Genomic DNA, 22,115 nt, shown 5'->3' with positions numbered 1-22,115 from the left:
ACGATCGGCGACAGCAGTGACAACACTCCGGACGCTCTCACACGTCGGTCCACCACGGTTTATGTAGCTGCTCGAGCCACTGTACAGACATGTCTGAACCGACCGTCGATGAGTTCGACCACGAGGCGCACATGCGCCGGGCCTTCGAACTCGCTCGCGAGGCCGTCGATCGCGGTGACCGACCGTTCGGGACGGTGCTCGTCCGGGACGATACGGTCATCATGGCCGATTCGAATCGCGTGGTCACGGAAGACGACATTCGCCGCCATCCGGAGCTCCACCTCGCGTATCGGGCGTGTCGAGAACTCGACCCGGACGAACGCGCCGAGACGGTCATGTACACGAGCACGGAGCCGTGTCCGATGTGCGCCGGCGGGATGATCAGCGCCGGGTTCGGACGGGTCGTCTACAGCGTTGGCAGCGACGAACTCCCGGCCTTCACCGACAGCGAACCGACGGTCCGGTCGGCGGAGATTCTCGACGGCGTCAGCGATGTTACCGGCCCCGTGCTGAACGAGGAGGGGCGCCAGCTCCACCACGAGTACGACTGGTAACCCATCATCTCACGGCTCGAGGCATCCGATTCAACGATACGACGGTAGACGCACCGAACGGAGCCACACCAAGCTGAGCCACAGTACACGTACGCTATGTCGTTTCTCCACCAGTGCCGTCTGGAATCGTGAAGGAGAACGTCGTCCCCTCGCCGGGGTCGGACTCGACCCAGATGCGGCCGTCGTGGGTCATCACAATGCGTTTGCAGATAGCGAGACCGATACCGGTTCCGCCGTACTCGTCGGGAGCGTGAAGGCGGTTGAAGACCTCGAAGATGTCCTCCGTCTTCTCGGGATCGATCCCGATCCCGTCGTCGCGGACCGAAAACAGCCACTCGCCGTCCCGTCGCTCGGCGGAGACGTGGACGGTCGGCGGCTCGTCGCCCGCGTACGTGATGGCGTTATCGAGGATGTTCTGGAAGAGTTGAATCAGTTGGCGTTCGTCGCCGCTCACGGTGGGCAGTTCGTCCGACGTGATGGAGGCCTCGCGTTCCTCGATCGCCATCCGGAGATTCTCCGTCGCCTGCTCGAGGACCGCCTCGCAGTCGACCGACTCGAAGTCGTTCTCGCGGGTGCTTACCTGCGAATATTCGAGCAGCGCGTCGACCATTGCCCGCATGCGATCCGCGCCGTCGACGGCGAACTCGATGAACTCCGTCGCGTCGGTGTCGAGGTCGTCTCCGTACCGCTGTTCGAGTAGCTGCAGATAGCTCGAGACCATCCGTAACGGCTCCTGGAGGTCGTGGGAAGCGGCGTGAGCGAATCGCTTGAGTTCCTGGTTCGAGCGTTTCAGTTGCGCGTTGGTTTGTTCGAGTTCCCGCTCGTACTCCTTGCGGTCGGTGATGTCGCTCGCCATCCCGACCCACTCGACGATCTCGCCGTCCTCGTCCAGCATCGGTACCGCACGCGAGAACGTCCAGCCCAGGCTGCCGTCGACCTGCTCTATTTGGTGTTCCAGTTCGAAGGTGCTCTTGGTCCGGATGGCTTCGTCGATGGCCGCCGTGACGCGTTCCTGATCGTCCGGATGGATGTATTTGTCGAGCCAGTCGCTGGTCGATTCCTGCGTATCGGCGATGAATTCCTTGCCCTCGAGTTCGTGCATTTCGCTCCAGTCCGGGCTCATGCGATAGACGACGTCCGAACTCGCGGTGACCAGCGCGCGGAATCGCTCCTTGCTCTTCTGAAGCGCCTCCTCGGCTTCCTTGCGCTCGGTGATATCGCGCGTCGTCCCGGCGATGATTTCGACCTCGCCCTCGTCGTCGAGCACCGGTGCGAAGATGTAGTCGTAGATTCGGCGGCCGTGTTCGGCGTGTTCGAACGCGACTTCGCCACGGATGGGCTCTTTCGTCTCCACGATCCGGTCGATCTCGCGTTCGTGCATCTCCGCGTGCCACGGCTCGTAGCCGTTTTCTCGCAAGGTGTTGCCGATGGACTCGTCGTAGGTTTGGCCCCACATCTCCAGCAGCGCGTCGTTGGCGAAGATGAAGCGGTAGTCGAGATCGAAGGCGTAGACGAGATCGGGCGTGCTAGAGATAATAGTCTCGTAGAGCCGTCGTTTCTGCTCGGCCTCGATGGGTACCTCCGTCATCTCTTCCGCCGCTTCCGCGCTCTCGTCGCGGTCAGTGTTCGCGGGCGACTCCGCATCATCGAGGGCGTAGGCGATCGTGACGCCCAGTTCCGCGAGCGATTCTCGCTCGGCCGTCTCGAACCCGCGTGGCCGGTCGGTAGCCAGCTGCAAGACGCCGTACAGCGTCCCCTCGTAAACGAGCGGGATCGCCGCACAGGTTCGGTAGTCGTGCTCGAGGGCGTGGTCGCGCCACTCATCGCAAGGCGGATCGTCGACGAGATTCCGTCGGACCGTAATCTCCTGTGTGCGCACCGCCTCGTTCGTCAGTTCCGCTCGAGGCGACTCCTCGGCGGTGGAGACGTCCTCGAGCGTCTGCTCCGCAATCCCGGCGGAGGCGTTCGGAACCACGTCGTCTCGCTCCGGCAGATAGCGGCCGATCCACGCAACGGAGTACACCTCCGACGCGACGAACGCCTCGCAAACGTGTTGGCGCATCTCGGGTTCGGTGATGGTCGGAACCAACGCTCGGGTGACGTCACCGATCGCATCGGTTATAGATTGTTTCCCACCACGACTCATTTGGATCCACTATATGATAGACGTGGTTTACCTTGTCGGTTTCTGAAAGGGAGTTACGAAGTATCAAAAACTGGTGAAACGGGGCTGGAAACTCACTCGAGCGTCGCGATCAACAGGAACGTTTCCGAGCGGACGGCCTCGTGTTCGATATCGAACCCGGCGTCGCGGAGAGCGGTCGCCGCCTCGTCGGCGCCGTATCGCTCGTCGACCGGCGGCCCGTCCTCGCCAGAGCCGGTCGCGGCCCAGTCGACGACGACGAGTCGCCCGCCGGGCGCGAGGACCCGTCGGAGTTCCGCGAGCGCGTCGTCGCTCGCGAACTCGTGGTAGGTCATCGTCGAGAACGCGGCGTCGAGTGCGTCGTCGTCGAACGGGAGGTCACTCACGTCGCTGGTCACGAGGGCAACGTTCTCCGGGACGCCCTTCTCTCGGTAGTACTCGTGCATCGCCTCCTGAACGTCGACCGCGTGGACCGCGCCGGCGTGGGGCGCGACGTCGTCGGTGAAGAAACCGGTCCCGCTGCCGAGGTCGGCGACGGTGTCGTCCGGCGAGAGCGAGAGCGCCCACAGCAGTTCCTCGGCCGAGAGGAATCGGTATCGCCGTTCGGCCCGTTCGAGCTTGTCCGCCCGCCCGGCGTCGAACGTGTGGTAGCCCACGGTTACGGCTCCTCCGTGACATTCTCGATGAGTTCGCTGGCCTCGACGACGATTCCAGCTATCTGCTCGTCCAGTGTCGTTCCGACGAACCGTGCGATCCGAGAGATCGAACCGCGACGGCCAGAATCGATGGGAAGCGTCATACTGTACAGTATTGGGCCGATCATGAAAACTGTTTCTGGTCCTACGTCCCCCGATGTCGCAGTCGTCGATGAGAAACGCTCTCAGAGTCGACTCGAGTCGCCGCCAGCACCCGAGAATCGTTCGGCCGACGAGACCCCTCTCGTCCCGTGAGTGTCCGAAAGTGATGGAGAATCAACTAGTCTCATTACCATCGAGACGGTTGGTTTCGGGCGGGGACACAGCGATGGACGACACGCAGCCGACTGCGGCGGTGCTCGGCGGATCGGTTTCGGGACTCGCGGCGGCAACGGGTCTGCGCCGACTCGCGGACGTAGACCGGGTGACCGTCTACGAGCGTCAGGAGTACGACGAGAAGCGCGTGGACTGCGGCGAGGCGATCAACGACGCGACGCTGGTCCCGCTCGAGAAGACGCCCGAAAACGGGTTCGTCAACGATGTCGACGGATTCCAACTTCGCGTGTACGAGGGGACCAACCGTCCGCGCGACGCCGGACCGCTCGCGACGTCGAACGTTCGGTGCGAGCCCGGCTACGTCTGCGAGCGACCCGTCGTCGAACGACGGTGGGCGGCGGAGTTGGAAGCCAGAGGCGTCGAATTCCGGACCGGCCGATCGATCTCACCCAGCGAGTACGCCGACATCGTGGAGACGTACGACTACGTCATCGACGCGACCGGACAGCCGTCCCTGACGCTCAAAGCGAGCGGAGAGATGCGCGAATACACCGGCGACATGATCGCGCTCAACGCGACGGTCGAGGGCGACTTCTCGGCGTACGCGAACTGGCCGCGGATCTTCTTCGAGGGATACGTTGGCTACGCCTGGGCGTTTCCGAAGACCGATCATCACGCGAACGTCGGCATCGGCTGGGCGGGCGACCGGCGGCCCGACGACTACTTCGGCGCGCTCGAGGCCGCGGCTGAGCGGAACTCGTTTCCTGTCCCGGACCGGGCGGACGTGAATATCGCCACCATCCCGAGGGGGCCGAGCCTCGATCCCGCCCGCACCTACGACTCCGAGCACGACGTGTTTCTCGTCGGCGACGCGGCCGGGATCGCCAACCGGTATCAGGGCGAAGGGATCTGTCAGGGGATCAGATCGGCGTACCTCCTCGCGGCGCTGATCGCCGACGGAAACGAGTCGGCGTACCCGCGGAAACTGTACGAGCTGATGCGGTCCGAGTACCGGCTCGCACGGCTGATGCGCGGCGCGTGGGTCGAACACGAGGACCCCGACCTCCTGGCCTCGGTCGCAGCGGCGCTCGAGGGATTGACGATCGACGATGTTACGCGCCGACCCGCGACCGTGATGCGACGCGTCGCGAGTCGACCGTCGACCGCGATCGAACTGCTCGCCGACGCCGGCATGCTTCGACGCCTGTACGGCGCCTACACCGGCTCGTGGGAGTACGTCGCGTAGCAAAAAGGGGAATTCGGTTCACGCGCTACGGGATTCGCCCGTCGGCGGGGTGACGTCGTGAGCGAGGCGGCGGCCGCCGTACGCCACGGCGACCATCGAGAGCCCCGTCACGAACAGATTCACGCCGACGGCGAGGCCGACGACCCAGACGGCGTCAGCGGGGAATCCGGCCAGGAGAAGAACGGCCAGGACGAGCGAGAGCGCGCCGCTGGCGGCGATCCATCCCCGACCCGATTCGCGTCCCATGCGAAGGGCCGCTCCGAACTCGACGACGGCGTCGACGAGCAGGTACGCGATGACCAGGAGCGTGAGCGTCAGCAGGCCGACGATCGGGTTCACGAGCGCCGCGATACCGCCCAGAACCGAGACCGCAGCGAGCGTCAGTTGCCAGAGCGTTCCGCTTTCTCCGCGCGTGGCGACGGCGCGACTCCCGTGGACGAGTCCGCCGAGCACCAGGAGCGATCCGACGAGGTACGTCGTCGCGACGCCGGTCACGAACGGGAGTCCCATGGCGAGGATGCCGAGGATCGCGATGATTCCGCCCGCGACCGCCAGCATTTTCCATTCCGTTTCGAGCGCGTTCGTTTCGGTGTTCGCAGTTACTGTACTCATGTAGTTCACCAGTTTCTCTAACGTCATGCAAGGATATATACTATATACACTGATTGACAGTTTGTCCGGGAAACGGACCGGTCCGAAACCGAGACCGCTTGAGTCCGAAGTGATCCCATCATTGCGGTCGTCGCGGCGGCGGTGCTCTTGATACCACCGTTGCTGCAATGAGTTGTTGAGCGGCTGACGAGTGAGTGTCAATTGAAAACGTGACCGGAGCGTTTTCATCGCGTTGGGCCGATCGTCCTGTATGGACGAGGACAGCGTCGTGCTCGAATGTCGCGACTGCGAGTTCCGCGAGTCGTTCGCGAACCTGGGCAGTGCACGCGTCGCACTCAACGACCACGAGTCGGCGACGGGTCACGAGGCCGACTGGAAGATCGAGCGCGTCGCCGCCGGCGTCGAACGAGCGGGTGCCGACGCGGGAATCTGCGGCGAGCCCGACTGTGCGAATTCGGACTCGCCGCTTCTCGACTGGCGCCAACCCGACGACGAGCCGTGACGACCGGCCTCGAGTCCGCGGTTCGTCGCTTGCTCGGATACCTTGCTCCCGTCGACGTCGGTTACTCCGACGACGGCGGTGCGACGCCGAGTCGTCCCTCGACAAATGCGGCGAAGTCGTTCGCGAACGTCTCGACCTCCTCCCAGTCGGTGTACTCGTAGTCCCGAGCTGTGTCCGTATCACCGGTGGCCTCCTTGGCGATCCGCTTCATCACTAACCGCTTCAGGAACCCGTACTTCGAATACCGGAGGGCCCCTCCGAAGAGGCCGACGCGGTCGGGTTGCCACCCCGTCTCCTCGACGAACGCATCGACGTAGCCTGCGGCCTCCGCGCGCTGCGCTTCGTCGTCCGTCGCCGACGACAGCGACACCTGGAAAAACCCCGTCGGACACGACTCGAGGGCGTCGCGGCGTTCCGTCACGAAGGTTCGGATCGCGGCCTGCTGTTTCCCGACGTGGATCGACGCGCCCACCAGCACCGCGTCGAACTCGTCGACGTCGACCGACCCCGACTCGGCTGCGACGTCGGTCACGGTCGCCTCGTGACCGCGCTCCTCGAGCGCTTCGGCGATGGTCTCGGCGACTTTCGCCGTCTGGCCCTCGCCCGTCCCGTATAGTACGAGGATAGATACCATACGGCGGATTCCATCGGCACGGCGAAAAACGTTGGTCCGGCACGTTCGGCTAACCGAAGGTGACCAGCAATTGATACCGATCGCTGCGGTAGGTACAGGGGATTGACCGAAGAACCCGTAGCTGCATGACCGCTGCTCGTCCGTCGGTTCCGTGTCCGTACGTTCTCGCTACAGTGGCAATCGTTCTCCTGACCGCGATCGCGACGATTGTCGGTCTGTTCGTCCCCGGGTTCTATCGCGACGCGCCGGTGCTCCTCCCGCAGGTGTACGGACAGGACCTACTGACGCTCGTCGTCGCGCTGCCGGCCCTCGTCCTGTCGCTGTACTTCGCGACGCGGGGATCGCTGCGCGGCTACGTCGTCTGGCTGGGTGTGACCGGCTACCTGCTCTACACCTACGCCTCCTACTCGTTCATGACGGCGTTCAACGAGCTCTACCTGGTCTACACGACGCTGCTCTGGCTGACGCTCTTCACGTTCGTCGGCGGGATGGTCCGACTGGACGCGACCGCGCTGAAGCGATCGGTGAGACAGCGGTCCGTTCGGATGTACGTCGTCTTCCACCTGCTACTGGCCGTCCTGATAGCGTTCCTCTGGCTCTCGGAACTCCTCCCCGCGATTCGCTCCGGGACGATCCCGCCGAGTATCGCCGAGGCCGGGCTCCCCACGTCCGTCATCTACGCGTTAGATCTCGGGATCATCGTTCCCGCGTTCGTCCTCACCGCGTACTGGCTACGGGCCGACCGACCCTACGGGTACGCGTTCACCGCCGTCCTCCTCGTGAAGATCGCCACGCTCGGCGGAGCGGTACTGACGATGGCGGTTTTCATGATCCGAGACGGACAGGCCGTTCCCGTCCCTCAGATCGTCATTTTCGGCGCGCTGACGATCGGAAGCGTCGCGCTGATGGTTCGATTTCTCCGGTCGATCCCGTCCGACTCGAGGCCGGTCTCGAACGCGTCGACGGGTGACGAATGAGAACGCCGCGGAGGGAGGGAATTTGGTGACCCCCATTTCCTCCCTTCCTCTCCGATTCATCCGATCTCGGGGCCCGGTAACGGTCCGAGTGAGACCCGATGGCGACACTAAGCGCCGCCACAGTGTATTGCATAATATACGCAAAACCCTTAAACGCCGTCGGCTCGTACGGAGAGACGATGGCAACCGATGCACGCGGCGGCGCTGCGGGAGAGTCGACCGACGAACCGCTCCACGTCGAAGGCGAGGACCACCTCGAGGACGTCACCACGGCGTACGACGTCGTGCTCGTGGACTTCTACGCCGACTGGTGCGGTCCCTGCCAGATGCTCGAGCCGGTCCTCGAGGGGCTGGCCGACGAGACCGCGGCCGTGATCGCGAAGGTCGACGTCGACGAACACCAGCAACTGGCGGCCGCCTACGGCGTTCGCGGCGTCCCGACGCTCGCTCTCTTCGCGGACGGTGAGCAGGTCGAACAGCACACCGGCGCGCTGCCAGAGGACCGACTCCGCGGTCTGATCGAAGAATACGCGGAATAGACAGGCGCACGGAGTCGACGGCGACCTCCGCGACGGAGTGATCGTCGGCTCCGACGTCGTCGAGCTTCGGCAGCTGTCTCCGCCACGAGGGCTGGCCCCGGATCTAAACGATCCCCTCGTTCGGGAGGCGGCGCAGCTATTATTGTGGAAGTTACACTATAATACGAAAGAGTGATGTCGAGCGATCCTGAGTGTCAAAACGGGTGTAGGCAGTGCAGTATTCGAAACGCTACACTCTGTCAGAGGCACATCTCCACCGACGGGCATCCACCCCGTCTCTTTCAGCGTGACAATTGCGTTCTGCGTCGGCGACCGTCTCGAGGCCTGTAGACTCGGCTTCGGGCGCGAACTCGGTGTCAGCTACGGATTAGACGAGGAGCTGGATGTCTGATTCGGCCACGTGTTTCAGGACGGTAGCTGTGCCGACGCCAGTCGTCACACCGTCGCAGCAGTCGTCCTCGTCGTCGTCCAGCAACTCGATCGTCATCTGGCAGACCTGCAGGTCGATCGGCGTTCGTCTCGACGACCGCACGGAACTCGTACTCGGTAGTAGGGGAGAGGTCGGTCACTACCTCCTCGAACGAACCACTTTCCGTAAGCGACTGGGCGGACGTGTCGGTCCAGCTAGAATCCCCGATCGGACGCCATTCGAACGAACACCTGACAGTGTGGTCTCACCGATAATTGAGACAGCACCGGTAAGTATTGCTCCGGTGGAAGTTACGTTCGTCGAACGTCTCGTCTCTACTTCCGGTCCGCTGTCCGTTACGTCGGTACGAGTTTGACTCCCCCGTACGTGCCATTCCTGTACACATCGGTGCCGTACCGGCTGGTGTCTCGGTTCGCTTTCGCTGTCGGAACAGAGCCGGTCGCGATCGGTAAGGAGCTTGTACCGGCCAGTTTCAGAAACAAGCGTCTTCGGAGTCCCGTGGTGTCGCATGAGTTAACAGTGACTGATGCGGAGTCCTGTTTAGAACGAACAGGCCGTCGATTGTCGCCCGCCGGCGATATTTGGCCAGGTTCCATAATACGAGTAGACTATCATACTTCGCTGATCCTACTTCCCCTCTGAGAGACACATATTCACGTCTTTAATCTAAAGCACCAATTTAATTATGTTATAGTTCTGTTTATTAATTAGTTTAGCACACGATCTGTCCGCTGCTGTGTCTGGGAGGTGCAAACGAACCGTCTCACCAATAAACCAACACGGGGCGGTGATTCCACGACGGCGGAACGGACGGCCAGATACGGTGAACTGGAAGAGCAGTTTACGACCAGTCACCCATACCGAGCTATCCTCGCTTCACGGCTCTCGAGTCGAAGGACACAACCGTCGATCGATATCGGAAGCGACCGCGTTTGACAAGAGCGACCGTCCCCGGGCGATCACGCGAGTCCCGCGCTGCGACGGTCGTCGGCGGTGACCGATCAATCGAGGCGGTCGGTCGCGATCTCGGCGCCCTCGACGAGCGCCTCGAGTTTCGCCCACGCGATTTCGGGGTCGACCATCCCGAGGCCGGCCTGCGTGCCGAACCCGCAGTCGGGCGCGGCGACGATCGGCGTTGACTCATCGACCGCGTCGGCCACGCGCTCGAGGCGGTCCGCGATCGTCTCCGGGTGGTCGATGATGTTCGTCTTCACGTCGACGACGCCGGGCAGCAGCGTCCACCCGTCTGGAAGCGGCTGTTCGGCGAACGCGCGGTACTCGTGTTGGTGTCGGGGGTTGGCCTGTTCGACGCTCAGCCCCGTGATGTCGGCCTCGTAGATCTCCGGCAGGAGGTCGACGAGATCCGCGTCGAGGTGGTGGGGGCCCTCGTAGCTTCCCCAGCAGGTGTGGAGGCGAACCTGCTCTTCAGGGATCCCCGCCAGCGCCTCGTTGAGTGCCTCGACGTGGAGGCGCGTGGCCTCTCGAATCTCCTCGAGGGGTTCGTCCGCGTAGGCCGCCGTCTGGCCGATGGTGAGGAGTTCGGGGGCGTCGATCTGGAGGGTCATCCCGGTCTCGGCGACGAGTTCGTACTCTTCGGCCATCGCATCCGCGACGGCGAAGAGGAATTCCTCGTAGGAGTCGTAATGGTCGTCGACGTGCGTGGTCGCGACGATGCTCGGCGACGCCGAGGTGACGAACGTCCCCTCGAAGTCAGCGTCGACGGCCTCGAGCGCGTTCCGGAATCCCTCGAGTTCGGCTTCGGCCTCCTCGTAGCCGGTGTACTCGACAGGACCGGAGACGACGGGCTGCATCGAGAGGTCGATGACGTCGGTCTGGAACGTCTCCTCGGCGTAGTCGGGGAACTCCTGGAGGTCGGCCCAGAGCTCTTGCTCGCGCTCGCCCTCGATCCCGCTCAGTCGGTCCGCGACGTACCAGTTGAACGAGACCCGCGGCTGTTCACCGTTGTTAACGATGTCGAGTCCGGCCTCGGCCTGTCGCTCGAGGACGTCTTTCGTGGCGTCCGCGACGGTTTCGTCCCACTCGTCTTCGTCGACAGCGTCGCCGTTCTGGCGCGCCGTGAGCAGGTCGAGCAGTTCCGGCGGTCGCGGGAGGCTCCCGATGTGCGTCGTGCGAATTCGGTCTTCCGTAGTCGTCATTGGGTACTCCCGTGAGTAATAGTTCTGGTTCATAATATAACTAGTGGTACTTACTCGGCTGACGGCACCCGCGGCGGTCAGAGCGAGTCACCGACGGTCGAAACGAGGAGCGCGACGACGAGACACCGGTCGTGACCGACTACCTGTGGCGGCCCACCCGCTCCGGGAACACCGACCAAAGCACCAGCAGCTCCAGTTCCGACGGAACACTCCTCCAGTTGGTGAACAGAGTTTCGGTTCGGTCTACGCGTCGGCACGAGTCGCACGGAGACACCAGTGATTCGAGGTCTATCACCACGCGGAGAGCGCGATCGTCCGCCGATTCGCTGCGGACCGAGCCGTCCGGATTCCGGGCGGACGGTGATCGATCACTCCGCGATCGGCGTCACGGGGCCCGTCCGGCCGCTCGCATGTACCCGTCGAGCGTCTCCGCCAGCGTCTCTGCGAAGGATTCGTCGTTGATGTCGGTCTCCACCTCGAGCAGTTCGACGTCCTCGTCGAGCGACGACCGGAGCGCGTCGAACAGCGTCGCGTCGGCCTCGGGGTCGTGGAAGTCCTCGCCCGCGACATCGATCGCCGAGACGCCCTCGAGGGGGAGGGCGAGCGCGGTGGGTCCGGTCGCAGCGTTGAGCTTCTCGGCGATGATTTCCCCGAGTTCGGCGTTTTCCTCGGGCGTCGTCCGAATGAGCGTCACCTGCGGGTTGTGGACGTGGAACTGACGCCCCTCGAACTCCTTGGGGACCGAATCACGAGGGCCGAAGTTGACCATGTCGAGCGCGCCCGTCGACACGACCTGCGGGATGCCCTCGTCTCCGGCCGCCTCGAGTCGGTTCGGGCCGGCGCTCAAGACGCCGCCGACCAGTTCGTCGGCCCACTCGGTCGTCGTGACGTCGAGCACGCCGTCGACGACGCCCTCCTCGACGAGCGACTCCATCGCACGTCCGCCGGTCCCGGTAGCGTGGAAGACGATCACCTCGTAGCCCATCTCCTCGAGTCGCTCGCGGGCCGCCTGCACGCAGGGTGTCGTGACGCCGAACATCGTCACGGCGATCGTCGGTCGCTCTTCTGCGTCGACGTCGGGATCGTTCGAGACCATGCCAACCATCGCCAGCGCGGCGTTAGAGATGATCCGCCGCGAAAGCTGGTTCAGCCCCTCGATATCCGCGACCGAGTACATCATCGTAACGTCTCGGGCATCGACGTAGGGCTCCGTATCGCCCGACGCCATCGTCGAAACCATGACCTTCGGCACGCCGACGGGCAGCGCCCGCATGGCCGCCGTCGCGATCGAAGTGTTACCCGACCCGCCCAATCCGAAGACGCCGTCGAGGACGCCCTCGTCGCGGAGCCGCCGGGCGATCTCGGCCGCGCCCTCTCCCATCGCCTCCATCGCCTCGCCGCGGTCGGCCTCCTCGCGGAGGTGCTCGAGGGTCGTCCCCGCCGCGTCGGCGACCTCGCTTGCGGTCGTCTCCGGGTCGACCTCAGGTCCTGGTTCGCCCATCACGCCCGCGTCGACGACGTGGGCGTCGACGCCCTGGGCCTCGAGGACGTCCCTGGCGAAGCCGGTCTCCTCCGCTTTCGTGTCCAGCGTTCCGATGATGACGACGCTCATGGATCGGAGTCGTTCGAGGTGGCGGTTTCCGCAGTCGGCAGTTCGCCGGCGGGGACGACCTCGCACTCCGGCAGCTCCCGCAGTTCGGCTTCCGGGCCCGGCGGCGCGTAAACCGCGAGGAGGAATAGCGGCTCCCAGCCGGTGTTCATCGTCCCGTGTTCGACACCCTCCGGAACGAACACCAGTTCGCCGGCCGCGATCTCGCGGGTCACCTCGCCGACCTCCTGTTTCCCCTCCCCGCGCAGGACGTAGAGGATCTCGTCGCTCTCGGGGTGGGTGTGGCGCTCGTGGCCCTTCCCCGGCTCGAGTTTCACGACGCCCGCGCTGAAGCGGTCGCCGCCGGTGACCTCGGGGGTGTGCAGCCACTTGAGGACGCCCCAGTCGAACGCCAGGCTCTCGACGTCGTCCGGTTCGACGAAGTGCGTCTCAGTCATGGTCGGAACTCCATCGATTTGAACTCGCGGGCCTGGTTCTCGATGGCCTCCTCGGTCGGCAGCCGCTCGAGGCTGGAGGCCCCGAAGAAGCCGACGACGCCCTCCGTCTCGTTCAGGACGTACTCGGCGTCGTCCGGCCAGGCGATCGGCCCGCCGTGGCAGATGACGAGCACGTCGTCGCTGACCGCTTTGGCGGCGTCGTGGTGGGCCTGCACTCGCTCGGCCGCCGCGTCGAGGTCGAGCGCCGTCTCGGCGCCGATGTCGCCCGACGTTGTCAGCCCCATGTGCGAGACGATCACGTCCGCGCCGGCCTCGGTCATCTCCTGTGCCTGCTCCTCGGTGAAGACGTACGGACACGTGAGCATGTCCTGCTCGGCGGCCTCCCGGATCATCTCGACCTCCTTGTCGTAGCCCATCTTCGTCTCCTCGAGGTTCCGGCGGAATTGGCTATCCTCGTCGATGAGGCCGACGGTCGGGAAGTTCTGGACACCGGAGAACCCGCGGCGCTTGAGATCCTCGATGAAGACGTCCATCTGGCGGAACGGGTCCGTTCCGTTGACCCCCGCCAGCACGGGCGTGTCCTCCACGACCGGCAGCACCTGCCGGCCCATGTCGACCACGATCTCGTTGGCGTCGCCGTACGGCAGCAGGCCCGCCAGCGAGCCGCGGCCGTTCATCCGGTACCGGCCCGAGTTGTAGATGATCAGCAGGTCGACCCCGCCGCGCTCGGCGAACTTCGCCGACATCCCCGTCCCCGCCCCGGCGCCGATGATCGGCTCGTCGTTCGATACCGTCTCCTCGAGTCGTCGGACCGCTTCCTTGCACGTAAACTCCATGACAACTGTTGCCGACCACATGACAACGCTTTAATCTTTCCTCGAGTAGGAAAATCAGTGAGAGTCGGCAGACGAACCGAAGGCCGCTGCGACGCAAGCCGTTTGCGTTCGGAGCGAGCGAGGGTGTGTAGTCCGTCGGCCTGATACGGCTGGGTGGATCGATCATCGTGAAGGATCCATCGGCAACGGTGGCCGTTTTCTACGAGTCCACGGCGCTGCTCTACTACCGATCTGAGAGATGTTGACGGCCGAATTCGTTCGCTAGGACGTTTGTCCAGCGATCTCCTCCCGCTCCCACTGAGAACAATAGCCACAGACGGGCGGCGTCGTAGACTGCTTCAAATACAGGCGAGAAGGACAGCAGTTTATATAGACAAACCCTGGTTTCGCTCATGTCCTCGACAGTCGGTCTATTGTGGCAGCGGTATCGGTCGGTATCGTTGATCTATCGCATCGCACTCGCGTTCGTTCTCGGATCTGTCGCGGGGATCGTTTTCGGCGAACGGATGACGATCGTCGAACCGCTTGGAGACCTTTTCCTCCGGCTACTCAATATGCTGGTGATCCCGATCATCGTTTTCACGCTGCTGACTGGGATTCGCCAGCTATCGCCAGCCCGACTCAGTCGGATCGGTGGTGCGACCGTTGGCCTCTACGCAGTAACGACCACCATCGCGGGCGCCATCGGACTCGGCGTTGCGAACATTCTTCAACCCGGTCGCGGCGTCGAGTTTACCGGCGGTGAAGCCGAGTCCCAAGCGCCCCCCTCACTCACCGAAGTCATACTCGGTATCGTCCCGAGCAATCCCGTCACCGCGATGGCCGAGGGGAACCTGCTTGCGACCGTCTTCTTCGTGATCGTCTTCGGTATTGCACTCACCTACGTACGCGCCCAACAGGATGAGCTCGCAAATCGTGTCGACTCAGTATTCGAGGCGTTCGAAATCGGCGCCGAGGCGATGTTCGTTGTCGTTCGTGGTGTCCTCGAGTACGGCGTGATCGGCGTGTTCGCGCTCATGGCTTCCGGGATCGGCACCGAGGGTATCGGCGTGTTCTCGTCGCTCGGCGAGCTCGTACTCGCGGTCGCGATCGCCGTCGTCGTGCACATCGGGTTTACGTACCTGCTCTTCCTCATGGGTGTGGTCGCGAACGTCTCCCCGCTCGCGTTCCTCGTCGGCGCGAAGGACGCGATGGTGACCGCCTTCGCCACCCGCTCGTCAAGCGGGACACTACCAGTGACGATGACCAACGCCGAAGAGGACCTGCGCATCAAGGAGCACGTCTACTCGTTCGCGCTCCCAGTCGGTGCCACGGCGAATATGGACGGCGCCGCCATCAGGCAAGCGATTACCGTCGTATTCGCTGCGAACATGGTCGGACAACCACTTGTGCTCTCCGAGCAAGTGCTCGTCCTGATCGTCGCCGTACTCATCAGCATCGGCACTGCCGGCGTCCCCGGAGCGGGGATCGTCATGCTCACCGTGGTACTCAATCAAGTCGGTCTTCCGCTTGCGGTGGTCGGGTTCGTCGCCGGTGTCGATCCGATCCTCGGCCGCATCGCAACGATGAACAATGTCACTGGCGATCTCGCGGTCGCGACTGTTGTCGGCAAGTGGAACGATGCGATCGATTTCGATGGCGGTGTCTGGACGCAGATACCGACCGACGGCAGCACGATCATCCCCGGCGACGACTAACGCAGCGAGACGGGGGACCTGGTGCGGGCCTGTCCCCGGCAACTGCTCGCGATCGATCCGATTACCGGCAGCCTCCTCTACGAATAGGGTGGTTTGGTGATTAGGTGCGCGAACGAAACGCGATCGGAGTGGAATTCACCGATCGATTTCCTGTCGTTCCTGTACAAGTCGCTGACAACCGATCACTAACGGATCTGGGATATCGATCGAGGCTGCGTGTAATGCCTCGAATACGATAGAAACGTGATCGAACTGTGGGCCGCGCGATGCTCTCAACGGGTCAGTCTCCCAGTTGATGAATCCCTGATCGGCCAATAGCGGCAGATGGCGATGGCGTAACTCCGGGCGAAGTCTTGCTGGATCGGCGGGAACGTTAGGATTTATCACATTTTCCGGTAATGGGCACTGTCTAGTTGAGCCAGTTTGAGAAGTAAGCAGGTCGTAATATTGAGTTGGTTGATGCTCACAGACCTGCTCAGCGAGAGCTATGAGATGGATTTAGAAGAATCTTGGGAGAAGGAGCGGACGGCGACGCCCGTCAGGGCGTTTGCCGTCCGCCTCCACCAGACCGGTTGTTCGATTCGGGAGACAACAACGATTCTTGCTGAATTAGGCGTTGAACGCTCTCACGGAGCGGTTTGGAACGGGGTTCCTCGGCTGGCTGACAGCGGACGCGACCCGCCGACGGCATCGCCGTCGCGGGTCGCTGTCGACGAAACCGCTGTTAAGATCAACGGAGAGTGGTCTTGGCTATATGCTGCAATAGACATCGAGACAAAGTTGATTCTTGACGTTGCACTGTTTAGTCGACATGGCACTGATCCGGCGACTGCGTTTCTGCAGAAACTCCGCGAAAAACACGAGCTCTCCGAGGCTGAGTTTCTCGTCGATCAATTTGGCTATCGGACTGCCCTCGCGCGAGTTGGACTGAGCGGTCAGGTCAACTATACCGATCGAAACCTCATCGAAAGTAGTTTCACACGCTCAAAATGCGTATCGACCGCTTTCATAATTCGTGGGTGGGCAGTCGGGCGAGCGTCCGAGAATGGTTTGAACAGTTCGTACATTACTACAACCACCAGAGACCGCATCAAGCTCTCAATGGAAACGTCCCAGTTGAGGAGGTGCAGAACTAGACAGTGCCAACACGACCGCTATCATAGTCCATTTAAATATAAATAATATAGAATTTAATTAATACAGAAGGACATATATTGATACAGGCGTTTCGACCTAGTGGAGAAAACGAATTGGTCAAATTTAAAGAAAATAAATATAAAAATTTTGATAAGAGATGGAAATTCGATCCTGGTTACAACATAGTAAACGGATTGCTCGTACCGAATTGGTATGCCACTTCCGCAAACACAATTTATATGGGAATAAAAGGCAAATCATCTTTTCCGGAGTGTTACTTTCCTGTGCTATCGTACTTGGATTAGTCAGCTACTCGTTAGGCCGCAATCTTGCTTCAGGTCATCCAATACCGACCACTAGACTATTGATCGGTGTTAGTCTTGTCTTCATATTGTTATTATCGCAAGGTTTTTCCTTACTACATACGCGATTCGAACATCTGGAACTCGAAATGCTTCTTACTACGGTTCCAGTAAGAACTGCTGCCCTTGGACTGCAGATTTTTGTATGGACTTATGTAGCCATTCTGCTTGCTTTGCCAGTGTTTGGTGTTGCAGTTGGAACCGCACTTGGACTTCGTTCTCCAACAGTCGCATCTACTATCATTATAGCGATTGCAAGTCTAGCAACCCTTGCCACCACACTTGGGGTTGTAGGCAGGCTCATTGCATATCTCATTGGAATACATCTAGCCAGAAGAAACTTTTACAGAGATTTCCTCAATCTGTTTGGATGGACGATCGTGCTTGGGATCGTGATCCTCTTTTGGGATACGTTGGAGTCAGTTATCCCGTTAATTGCGTCCCTTGGATCACTTTCACTATCTTGGATTATCGATCTCGCGCTCTTCGGTGCCGGTAGTGAGGTGAATATTGAGCCACGTCGCGGTCTGATCGCACTTGGCGTCATTGTCCCTACAATTCTACTTCTAGAAGGTATAGCAACTGTACTCATTCGCCGGATCTGGGAAACCGAACCAGTCACTTCAACAGGAAACCACAGCTCACACACCCTTGTTGGAGGGGGGCGGCTGGAACAATTACTTGGCGATCACGTCTCACAGCCTGTCCTCACCGTCGCCCGAGAGCGTTGGCTTATGGAGCGACGTGCACCGAATGGTCTTCTATATCCCGTCTTTGTATTCTTGTTCGCTATAATGATACTTCTGCCGCTATTCAGTCTCATTGGCATTCCACTACTGCTGTTAGTAGTGCTCTCTTTTGGGCTTGGAACAGGAATCATATTCGGATTAAACCCCATCGGGAACAAGTATCGTGTCTTGCCAATGCTCTTTACGACGGTCAATGGACGACAATTCGTCAGCGGATTACTTCTGGCTACAGTTGTCGTTAGCGTTCCGGTTGTTACAGTGGCCGTCTTTCCTATTAGCGTGATAAGTTCCGTAAATTTCGTTGGGATGACGATGCTCGTAGTTGTCGGTGTGGCTCTCTGTGCATGTACTGCCTCAATCAACATCGCTGTTGGAATGGGAGTAAAGCGCAGGGAATTTGGCCCTGTCCCGGCTCTTTTCACCGAGGTCCCGGCATACGCGGAAATGGGATGGGCACAATTCATCAGGCTTGGGGCAACCTTTGTGGGTGTGTCTCTCGTGGGCGTACCAGCTTATTTGGGGAATCTACCGTCAGTGTATGAGAGTGCAGGTGTAATTGGAATACCAATCATTGCTGTCCGTCTTGGTTCGCTTCTTCTCACAACCCTTATTGCTGCTATTGTAACAAAAACTGCGTACCAGATAGCTGTACAGCGATACCAGGACTATCAAATGGAATGATTATAGAGTTATGACTAAAATCAAAAATAAAGAAACATCGGACACAAAGAACGACGGTACCGAGGAGAGTAACCACTTGGCGATCGTTACAGACAATCTGACGAAGAAATATGGTAACACCACGGGTGTTAACGCTCTGAATCTCGCTATTGAATGTGGCACAGTATATGGATTTCTTGGTCCAAACGGTGCAGGGAAGACAACCACGGTTAGGATGTTAGTATCATTGTTATCACCAACTAGTGGGTCTGGTCACGTTGCTGGTGCACCAGTCACTGATCGTGAGGCTCTTATCGAACACATTGGATACCTGCCTGAATCTCCCCCATTACACCAAGAGCTCACAGCCCGTGAGCAACTGGAATATCACGGTGGGTTACGTGATATGGACGCAGACAAATTCGAAGAACGTATTGAGAAGTTACTCGATAGGTTTGATCTCACTGCTGACGCCGATGATCGGATCGTGACATACTCAAAAGGAATGCGTCAGAAAACTGGTCTCATTCAGGCAATGATGCACGAACCTGACGTAGTTTTTCTTGATGAGCCGACCAGTGGACTTGATCCACGGGCGGCGCGGACGGTGCGTGAGACTATCACCGAGATGGCCTCTAATGGTACCACAGTGTTCCTTTCGACTCATATCCTGCCGGTTGTGGAGGAAATTGCTACCGATGTCGGAATTCTCTACGATGGGGAACTGGTTGCTGAGGGATCGCCTGATGAACTCAAAAAACGTATGAAAACTGATACGGAGAGTTCCCTTGAAGATATCTTTCTCGAAGTCACTACCTGACGAAGACTGCAGAGAAGTAGGTTAGAAATCGCTCTTGCGTAGCACACTATTGATTTAAAGATTTAATTCCCATCGCAATTAGAACGCACTGAGATGCGGCGAGAGCTACCGTCGCTGGTGCGACTGTGCCCTTGCAGGTATTGACGTGAACCTCGTCGTTGGCGTATTCACCGTCACCGTGGACGACGTATTCATGAGAGAAGGCATCGTTCTCTTCGAGTAGCTCGTACGCTCCAAATCCGTCAGTATCAACGGTCAGTGACTCCTCTTGGCGGTCGGTTAAGAGAAGTCGAATCGTCGACTCGTCAGCGACTTCCGCTGGGATCACGTATCGCTGTCCGGTGCCGCAATCAACGAGGATGAACACGGTAGCTTGTCGCCATCATACGTTCTGCACCCACGCGTGGGGAGGCCGCGCGAGCACGACGGCCTGTTTCGCTCAGTCTTTCTTCCCGGCAAAGACGATACTTCGTCGATTTCGATCGCCTCGACAAGTCGAGGGAAGGCGCATCGAGCACTCTGGCGAAGTGCTCGATGCGTGTGGATTGGCCTTGTGTGTCCCTCAATTTCACACTGCAGTTGCCGGAAATTGGTGTTAAATCGGAGAAACGCATAGATCAAGAACAGCCACCAACGGAGTTCAACCTTCGAGTGGGCGAAAATGGTGCCTTCTTATCGTTGAATGTGCAGCCGCAATCCTTACACAGGTACCATAACTGCCGTTTCTGACCGTGCGGCCAGAATGGAAGCGAGGACAGGTAACATCGTCACGCCAGCAAACCTGTTGGAGCAGTCCACTGCGATCGATTCCGAGCCAAACACATCGGGCAGAATCATCTATGTCGGGCGCCGTTAACGCGGTTCCCGTGTCCTCTTCGGCTTTACAGCGTCCGCTCAGTAGTATCAGCAATCTCCTACGGATGAGCGATTCTCTAATGGAACAATCTGATTTTACCAGAATGGCGGCACTGTCTAGTTCAGTACCTCGTCGGCCGGCGTTCGTCCGTCGAGCGATTGATGCGGTCTTTGATGGTTGTAGTAATGCACGAATTGTTCAATTCATTCGCGTACGCTCGCCCGACTGCCTACCCATGAGTTATGAAAACGGTCAACTCGCATTTTGAGAGTGTGAAACCACTTTTCGATGAGGTTTCGGTCGGTATAGTTTACTCGACCGTTCAACCCTAATCGAGCAAGGGCAGTCCGATAGCCGAATTGATCGACAAGAAACTCAGCTTCGGAGAGATCGTGTTTCTCCTTGAGCCTATGCAGAAATGCAGCCGCCGGATCGGTGCCATGCCGACCAAATAATGCGACGTCGAGGATCAACTTTGTCTCGGTATCTATTGCACTATACACCCAAGACCACTCGCCGTTAATCTTGACAGCGGTCTCGTCAACAGCGACCCGCGACGGCGACGCCGTCGGCGGGTCGCGTTCGCTGTCAGCGAGCCGATGTACCCAGTTCCAGACCGCTCCATGAGAGCGCTCAACGCCTAATTCAGCGAGAATCGTTGTTGTCTCTCGAAGCGAACAACCGGTCTGATGAAGGCGGACGGCGAATGCCCTGACGGGCGTCGCCGTCCGCTCATTCACCCAAGTTTCTTCTAAATCCGCCTCGTAGCTCTCGTTGAGCAGGTCTGCGAGCATTCTAACCAATTCACTCAACGACCTGCTCGTTTCTCAAACTGGCTCAACTAGACAGTGCCGATCATATTGACATACAACTGTGCTGTTCTTACCCTGTACTGACTTCGATGCGTTCGTCGCAGATACGGTGGTGCATCAGCTCGAACTGTCTCTCCTTTTTCCGCCCGCCAGTATTCAGTACAGGGCACGTATCTATCACAATAGCGTTCTGATACCCGATGCCCATTGCTGAGAATCGATAAACCTGTACAACCATCTCATGAAGATGGAGTGGTATTTCGTGAACTACAGCGTTTTCGCCAGTGGTGTCTCTGGATGCTTCTTAGAGATATTACGATTGGCATTTTTCTTTGAATGAATTTTTGTCGATAGTTCGGAGAGAATTGTAGCGTCCCTTGCCATCACTTACCAAGGTATAAGGTACTATGCCGATGTATCCACACACATGCCAGATGAGGAGTCCGAAGGGGAGCGGACGACCCTTGTCGATCGGGACAGTGAGACCCAGACGAATCCAGAACTTGTGAGTGATGGTGGTAGACAAAAAGACCGTGAACAACGAAAATTAGAGGGAATACTCCATGCACTGCTGGACGAGCGCCGTCGCTACATCCTGTATTTCCTGCAGGAACACGAGGTCAGTGAGCTCGACGAACTGGCAACGCATGTCACTGCGATGGAACAGGAGACAGATCCCGATGCCGTGCGGTCGGAGCGGGTCAAACGGGTGCGGATATCACTCGTCCATGCCGACCTGCCACGGTTAGAGGATAGCAGGCTTGTCGAGTTTGACCGGCGAAGCAAAGCCGTACGGTATTCGCGACCGCCAGAGCTCCTTGCGAGGATGCTCCGCCTTTGCGCCAATTTCGACGCTCCAGAGATCAGATAACGGGTCGTCGGCTTACTCCGCCACACCCGTATGGATCGCCGGGACAGCCGATACCCGCAGACCCTGTTTCTGTTTCTATCTGGATTAATGATTCCCCAAATATGATCTTCACGGTATGTATACGTATAACGTAGTCCGGAAAAGAAGCCAAATACAGCATCGTTGAAGACTCACGTAGGATGAACGAATTAACAGGGTTCCAACGGGACTTGCTGTATGTGATCGCGGGTGCTGATCAGCCATCAGGCCAAGATGTCAAGGAAGAAGTCGATCAGTACTATAGCACCGAGATCAATCACGGCCGGCTGTACCCGAATCTCGACACGCTCGTCAATAAGGAGCTGGTTGAGAAGGGCCAGCTCGATCGGCGGACGAACTACTATGCTATCACGGATACCGGGGAGGCAGCGCTTAACGAGCGACAAGAGTGGGAAAACCGGTACGTAGAGATATAGGCCGAATAGTATTCGGTCGCAGCGGACAGTAACTAATTCCTACGATTTTA

19 protein-coding genes and 4 pseudogenes are annotated in these 22,115 nt (G+C 59.7%); 11 read left to right on the top strand and 12 right to left on the bottom strand.

Going from position 1 to position 22,115, the window contains the following annotated elements; genetic code table 11:
• The first annotated feature begins 89 nt into the window (after nucleotides 1–89).
• A complete protein-coding gene (locus EH209_RS19310; RefSeq protein ID WP_126664449.1) occupies nucleotides 90–554 on the top strand; it encodes a nucleoside deaminase in 465 nt (154 codons plus the stop codon).
• Between the two features lie 94 nt (nucleotides 555–648).
• On the opposite strand, the gene EH209_RS19305 is transcribed toward EH209_RS19310, so the two are convergent.
• The 3 genes from EH209_RS19305 to EH209_RS24250 all read right to left on the bottom strand — a co-directional run bounded on the left by EH209_RS19305 (nucleotide 649) and on the right by EH209_RS24250 (nucleotide 3,496).
• Entirely contained in the window at nucleotides 649–2,700 is a 2,052-nt protein-coding gene (locus tag EH209_RS19305; protein ID WP_126664448.1) for an ATP-binding protein, read from the bottom strand.
• Between the two features lie 92 nt (nucleotides 2,701–2,792).
• A complete protein-coding gene (locus tag EH209_RS19300; protein ID WP_126664447.1) occupies nucleotides 2,793–3,353 on the bottom strand; it encodes a class I SAM-dependent methyltransferase in 561 nt (186 codons plus the stop codon).
• Nucleotides 3,354–3,355: 2 nt separating this feature from the next.
• Entirely contained in the window at nucleotides 3,356–3,496 is a 141-nt protein-coding gene (locus tag EH209_RS24250; RefSeq protein WP_164722085.1) for a hypothetical protein, read from the bottom strand.
• 224 nt (nucleotides 3,497–3,720) lie between these two features.
• On the opposite strand from EH209_RS24250, the gene EH209_RS19295 reads away from it, so the two are divergent.
• Entirely contained in the window at nucleotides 3,721–4,914 is a 1,194-nt protein-coding gene (locus EH209_RS19295; protein ID WP_126664446.1) for an NAD(P)/FAD-dependent oxidoreductase, read from the top strand.
• An 18-nt stretch (nucleotides 4,915–4,932) separates the two neighbouring features.
• On the opposite strand, the gene EH209_RS19290 is transcribed toward EH209_RS19295, so the two are convergent.
• Complete coding sequence (locus EH209_RS19290) at nucleotides 4,933–5,526, bottom strand: HdeD family acid-resistance protein (RefSeq protein ID WP_126664445.1); 594 nt, start codon at nucleotides 5,524–5,526, stop codon at nucleotides 4,933–4,935.
• 250 nt (nucleotides 5,527–5,776) lie between these two features.
• Between EH209_RS19290 and EH209_RS19285 the strand changes: the two genes are divergently transcribed.
• Nucleotides 5,777–6,028 carry a DUF7542 family protein gene (locus EH209_RS19285; protein ID WP_126664444.1) on the top strand — a complete coding sequence of 84 codons (252 nt, stop codon included), beginning with the start codon at nucleotides 5,777–5,779 and terminating at the stop codon, nucleotides 6,026–6,028.
• A gap of 61 nt (nucleotides 6,029–6,089) precedes the next feature.
• Here EH209_RS19285 and hemG read toward each other — a convergent pair whose 3' ends face one another.
• Complete coding sequence (hemG, locus tag EH209_RS19280) at nucleotides 6,090–6,662, bottom strand: menaquinone-dependent protoporphyrinogen IX dehydrogenase (protein ID WP_126664443.1); 573 nt, start codon at nucleotides 6,660–6,662, stop codon at nucleotides 6,090–6,092.
• A gap of 125 nt (nucleotides 6,663–6,787) precedes the next feature.
• Between hemG and EH209_RS19275 the strand changes: the two genes are divergently transcribed.
• Both EH209_RS19275 and trxA read left to right on the top strand, forming a co-directional pair.
• The gene (locus tag EH209_RS19275) at nucleotides 6,788–7,639 is read left to right on the top strand and encodes a hypothetical protein (protein WP_126664442.1); all 852 of its coding nucleotides are present in this window, start codon (nucleotides 6,788–6,790) and stop codon (nucleotides 7,637–7,639) included.
• 179 nt (nucleotides 7,640–7,818) lie between these two features.
• Entirely contained in the window at nucleotides 7,819–8,178 is a 360-nt protein-coding gene (gene trxA / locus EH209_RS19270; protein WP_126664441.1) for a thioredoxin, read from the top strand.
• A 367-nt stretch (nucleotides 8,179–8,545) separates the two neighbouring features.
• Here the strand turns inward: trxA and EH209_RS19265 are convergent.
• From EH209_RS19265 to EH209_RS19245, 5 genes and pseudogenes are all read right to left on the bottom strand, one after another.
• Nucleotides 8,546–8,692, bottom strand: a pseudogene (locus tag EH209_RS19265) (DsrE/DsrF/DrsH-like family protein); the annotation flags it as partial.
• Between the two features lie 917 nt (nucleotides 8,693–9,609).
• A complete protein-coding gene (locus tag EH209_RS19260; protein WP_126664440.1) occupies nucleotides 9,610–10,764 on the bottom strand; it encodes a cobalamin-independent methionine synthase II family protein in 1,155 nt (384 codons plus the stop codon).
• A 385-nt stretch (nucleotides 10,765–11,149) separates the two neighbouring features.
• Nucleotides 11,150–12,376 (bottom strand): Tm-1-like ATP-binding domain-containing protein, encoded by a 1,227-nt coding sequence (locus EH209_RS19255; RefSeq protein ID WP_126664439.1) that lies wholly within the window; start codon nucleotides 12,374–12,376, stop codon nucleotides 11,150–11,152.
• Entirely contained in the window at nucleotides 12,373–12,810 is a 438-nt protein-coding gene (locus tag EH209_RS19250; protein WP_126664438.1) for a cupin domain-containing protein, read from the bottom strand. Before EH209_RS19250 ends, EH209_RS19255 begins: the two co-directional genes overlap by 4 nt.
• Nucleotides 12,807–13,646: a phosphoenolpyruvate hydrolase family protein gene (locus EH209_RS19245; RefSeq protein WP_126664437.1), complete on the bottom strand. Its 840-nt coding sequence runs from the start codon at nucleotides 13,644–13,646 to the stop codon at nucleotides 12,807–12,809. The genes EH209_RS19250 and EH209_RS19245 overlap by 4 nt, the downstream gene beginning before the upstream one ends.
• A gap of 392 nt (nucleotides 13,647–14,038) precedes the next feature.
• Between EH209_RS19245 and EH209_RS19240 the strand changes: the two genes are divergently transcribed.
• From EH209_RS19240 to EH209_RS19220, 4 genes and pseudogenes are all read left to right on the top strand, one after another.
• A complete protein-coding gene (locus EH209_RS19240) occupies nucleotides 14,039–15,343 on the top strand; it encodes a dicarboxylate/amino acid:cation symporter (RefSeq protein ID WP_126664436.1) in 1,305 nt (434 codons plus the stop codon).
• Between the two features lie 459 nt (nucleotides 15,344–15,802).
• Nucleotides 15,803–16,479, top strand: a pseudogene (locus EH209_RS19230) (IS6 family transposase).
• A gap of 452 nt (nucleotides 16,480–16,931) precedes the next feature.
• A complete protein-coding gene (locus tag EH209_RS19225; protein ID WP_249038856.1) occupies nucleotides 16,932–18,272 on the top strand; it encodes a hypothetical protein in 1,341 nt (446 codons plus the stop codon).
• A gap of 10 nt (nucleotides 18,273–18,282) precedes the next feature.
• Nucleotides 18,283–19,071, top strand: a complete 789-nt coding sequence (locus tag EH209_RS19220) for an ABC transporter ATP-binding protein (protein ID WP_126664434.1) — start codon at nucleotides 18,283–18,285, stop codon at nucleotides 19,069–19,071.
• 130 nt (nucleotides 19,072–19,201) lie between these two features.
• Here EH209_RS19220 and EH209_RS19215 read toward each other — a convergent pair.
• Together EH209_RS19215 and EH209_RS19205 are read right to left on the bottom strand one after the other, a co-directional pair.
• Nucleotides 19,202–19,908, bottom strand: a pseudogene (locus EH209_RS19215) (transposase); the annotation flags it as partial.
• A 135-nt stretch (nucleotides 19,909–20,043) separates the two neighbouring features.
• Nucleotides 20,044–20,721, bottom strand: a pseudogene (locus EH209_RS19205) (IS6 family transposase).
• Between the two features lie 445 nt (nucleotides 20,722–21,166).
• Here EH209_RS19205 and EH209_RS19200 point away from each other — a divergent pair.
• Nucleotides 21,167–21,610: a DUF7344 domain-containing protein gene (locus EH209_RS19200; RefSeq protein WP_126664432.1), complete on the top strand. Its 444-nt coding sequence runs from the start codon at nucleotides 21,167–21,169 to the stop codon at nucleotides 21,608–21,610.
• Nucleotides 21,611–21,789: 179 nt separating this feature from the next.
• Nucleotides 21,790–22,065, top strand: a complete 276-nt coding sequence (locus EH209_RS19195) for a PadR family transcriptional regulator (RefSeq protein WP_126664431.1) — start codon at nucleotides 21,790–21,792, stop codon at nucleotides 22,063–22,065.
• Nucleotides 22,066–22,115 lie beyond the last annotated feature (50 nt).

It is taken from the genome of Haloterrigena salifodinae (assembly GCF_003977755.1).
Classification (GTDB): domain Archaea; phylum Halobacteriota; class Halobacteria; order Halobacteriales; family Natrialbaceae; genus Haloterrigena; species Haloterrigena salifodinae.
The sequence above is the reverse complement of the archived record's forward strand: the minus strand, read 5'-3'. Positions and strand labels throughout refer to the sequence as shown.

Excerpts from the sequence above, each read along its gene's own strand:
- EH209_RS19290 (WP_126664445.1), bottom strand. The coding sequence starts at position 5,526 with ATGAGTACAGTAACTGCGAACACCGAAACGAACGCGCTCGAAACGGAA.
- EH209_RS24250 (WP_164722085.1), bottom strand. The coding sequence starts at position 3,496 with ATGACGCTTCCCATCGATTCTGGCCGTCGCGGTTCGATCTCTCGGATC.
- EH209_RS19195 (WP_126664431.1), top strand. The coding sequence starts at position 21,790 with ATGAACGAATTAACAGGGTTCCAACGGGACTTGCTGTATGTGATCGCG.
- EH209_RS19275 (WP_126664442.1), top strand. The coding sequence starts at position 6,788 with ATGACCGCTGCTCGTCCGTCGGTTCCGTGTCCGTACGTTCTCGCTACA.
- EH209_RS19225 (WP_249038856.1), top strand. The coding sequence starts at position 16,932 with ATGCTTCTTACTACGGTTCCAGTAAGAACTGCTGCCCTTGGACTGCAG.
- EH209_RS19245 (WP_126664437.1), bottom strand. The coding sequence starts at position 13,646 with ATGGAGTTTACGTGCAAGGAAGCGGTCCGACGACTCGAGGAGACGGTA.
- EH209_RS19310 (WP_126664449.1), top strand. The coding sequence starts at position 90 with ATGTCTGAACCGACCGTCGATGAGTTCGACCACGAGGCGCACATGCGC.
- EH209_RS19255 (WP_126664439.1), bottom strand. The coding sequence starts at position 12,376 with ATGAGCGTCGTCATCATCGGAACGCTGGACACGAAAGCGGAGGAGACC.
- trxA (WP_126664441.1), top strand. The coding sequence starts at position 7,819 with ATGGCAACCGATGCACGCGGCGGCGCTGCGGGAGAGTCGACCGACGAA.
- EH209_RS19260 (WP_126664440.1), bottom strand. The coding sequence starts at position 10,764 with ATGACGACTACGGAAGACCGAATTCGCACGACGCACATCGGGAGCCTC.
- EH209_RS19285 (WP_126664444.1), top strand. The coding sequence starts at position 5,777 with ATGGACGAGGACAGCGTCGTGCTCGAATGTCGCGACTGCGAGTTCCGC.
- EH209_RS19220 (WP_126664434.1), top strand. The coding sequence starts at position 18,283 with ATGACTAAAATCAAAAATAAAGAAACATCGGACACAAAGAACGACGGT.
- EH209_RS19250 (WP_126664438.1), bottom strand. The coding sequence starts at position 12,810 with ATGACTGAGACGCACTTCGTCGAACCGGACGACGTCGAGAGCCTGGCG.
- EH209_RS19200 (WP_126664432.1), top strand. The coding sequence starts at position 21,167 with ATGCCAGATGAGGAGTCCGAAGGGGAGCGGACGACCCTTGTCGATCGG.
- hemG (WP_126664443.1), bottom strand. The coding sequence starts at position 6,662 with ATGGTATCTATCCTCGTACTATACGGGACGGGCGAGGGCCAGACGGCG.
- EH209_RS19240 (WP_126664436.1), top strand. The coding sequence starts at position 14,039 with ATGTCCTCGACAGTCGGTCTATTGTGGCAGCGGTATCGGTCGGTATCG.
- EH209_RS19295 (WP_126664446.1), top strand. The coding sequence starts at position 3,721 with ATGGACGACACGCAGCCGACTGCGGCGGTGCTCGGCGGATCGGTTTCG.
- EH209_RS19305 (WP_126664448.1), bottom strand. The coding sequence starts at position 2,700 with ATGAGTCGTGGTGGGAAACAATCTATAACCGATGCGATCGGTGACGTC.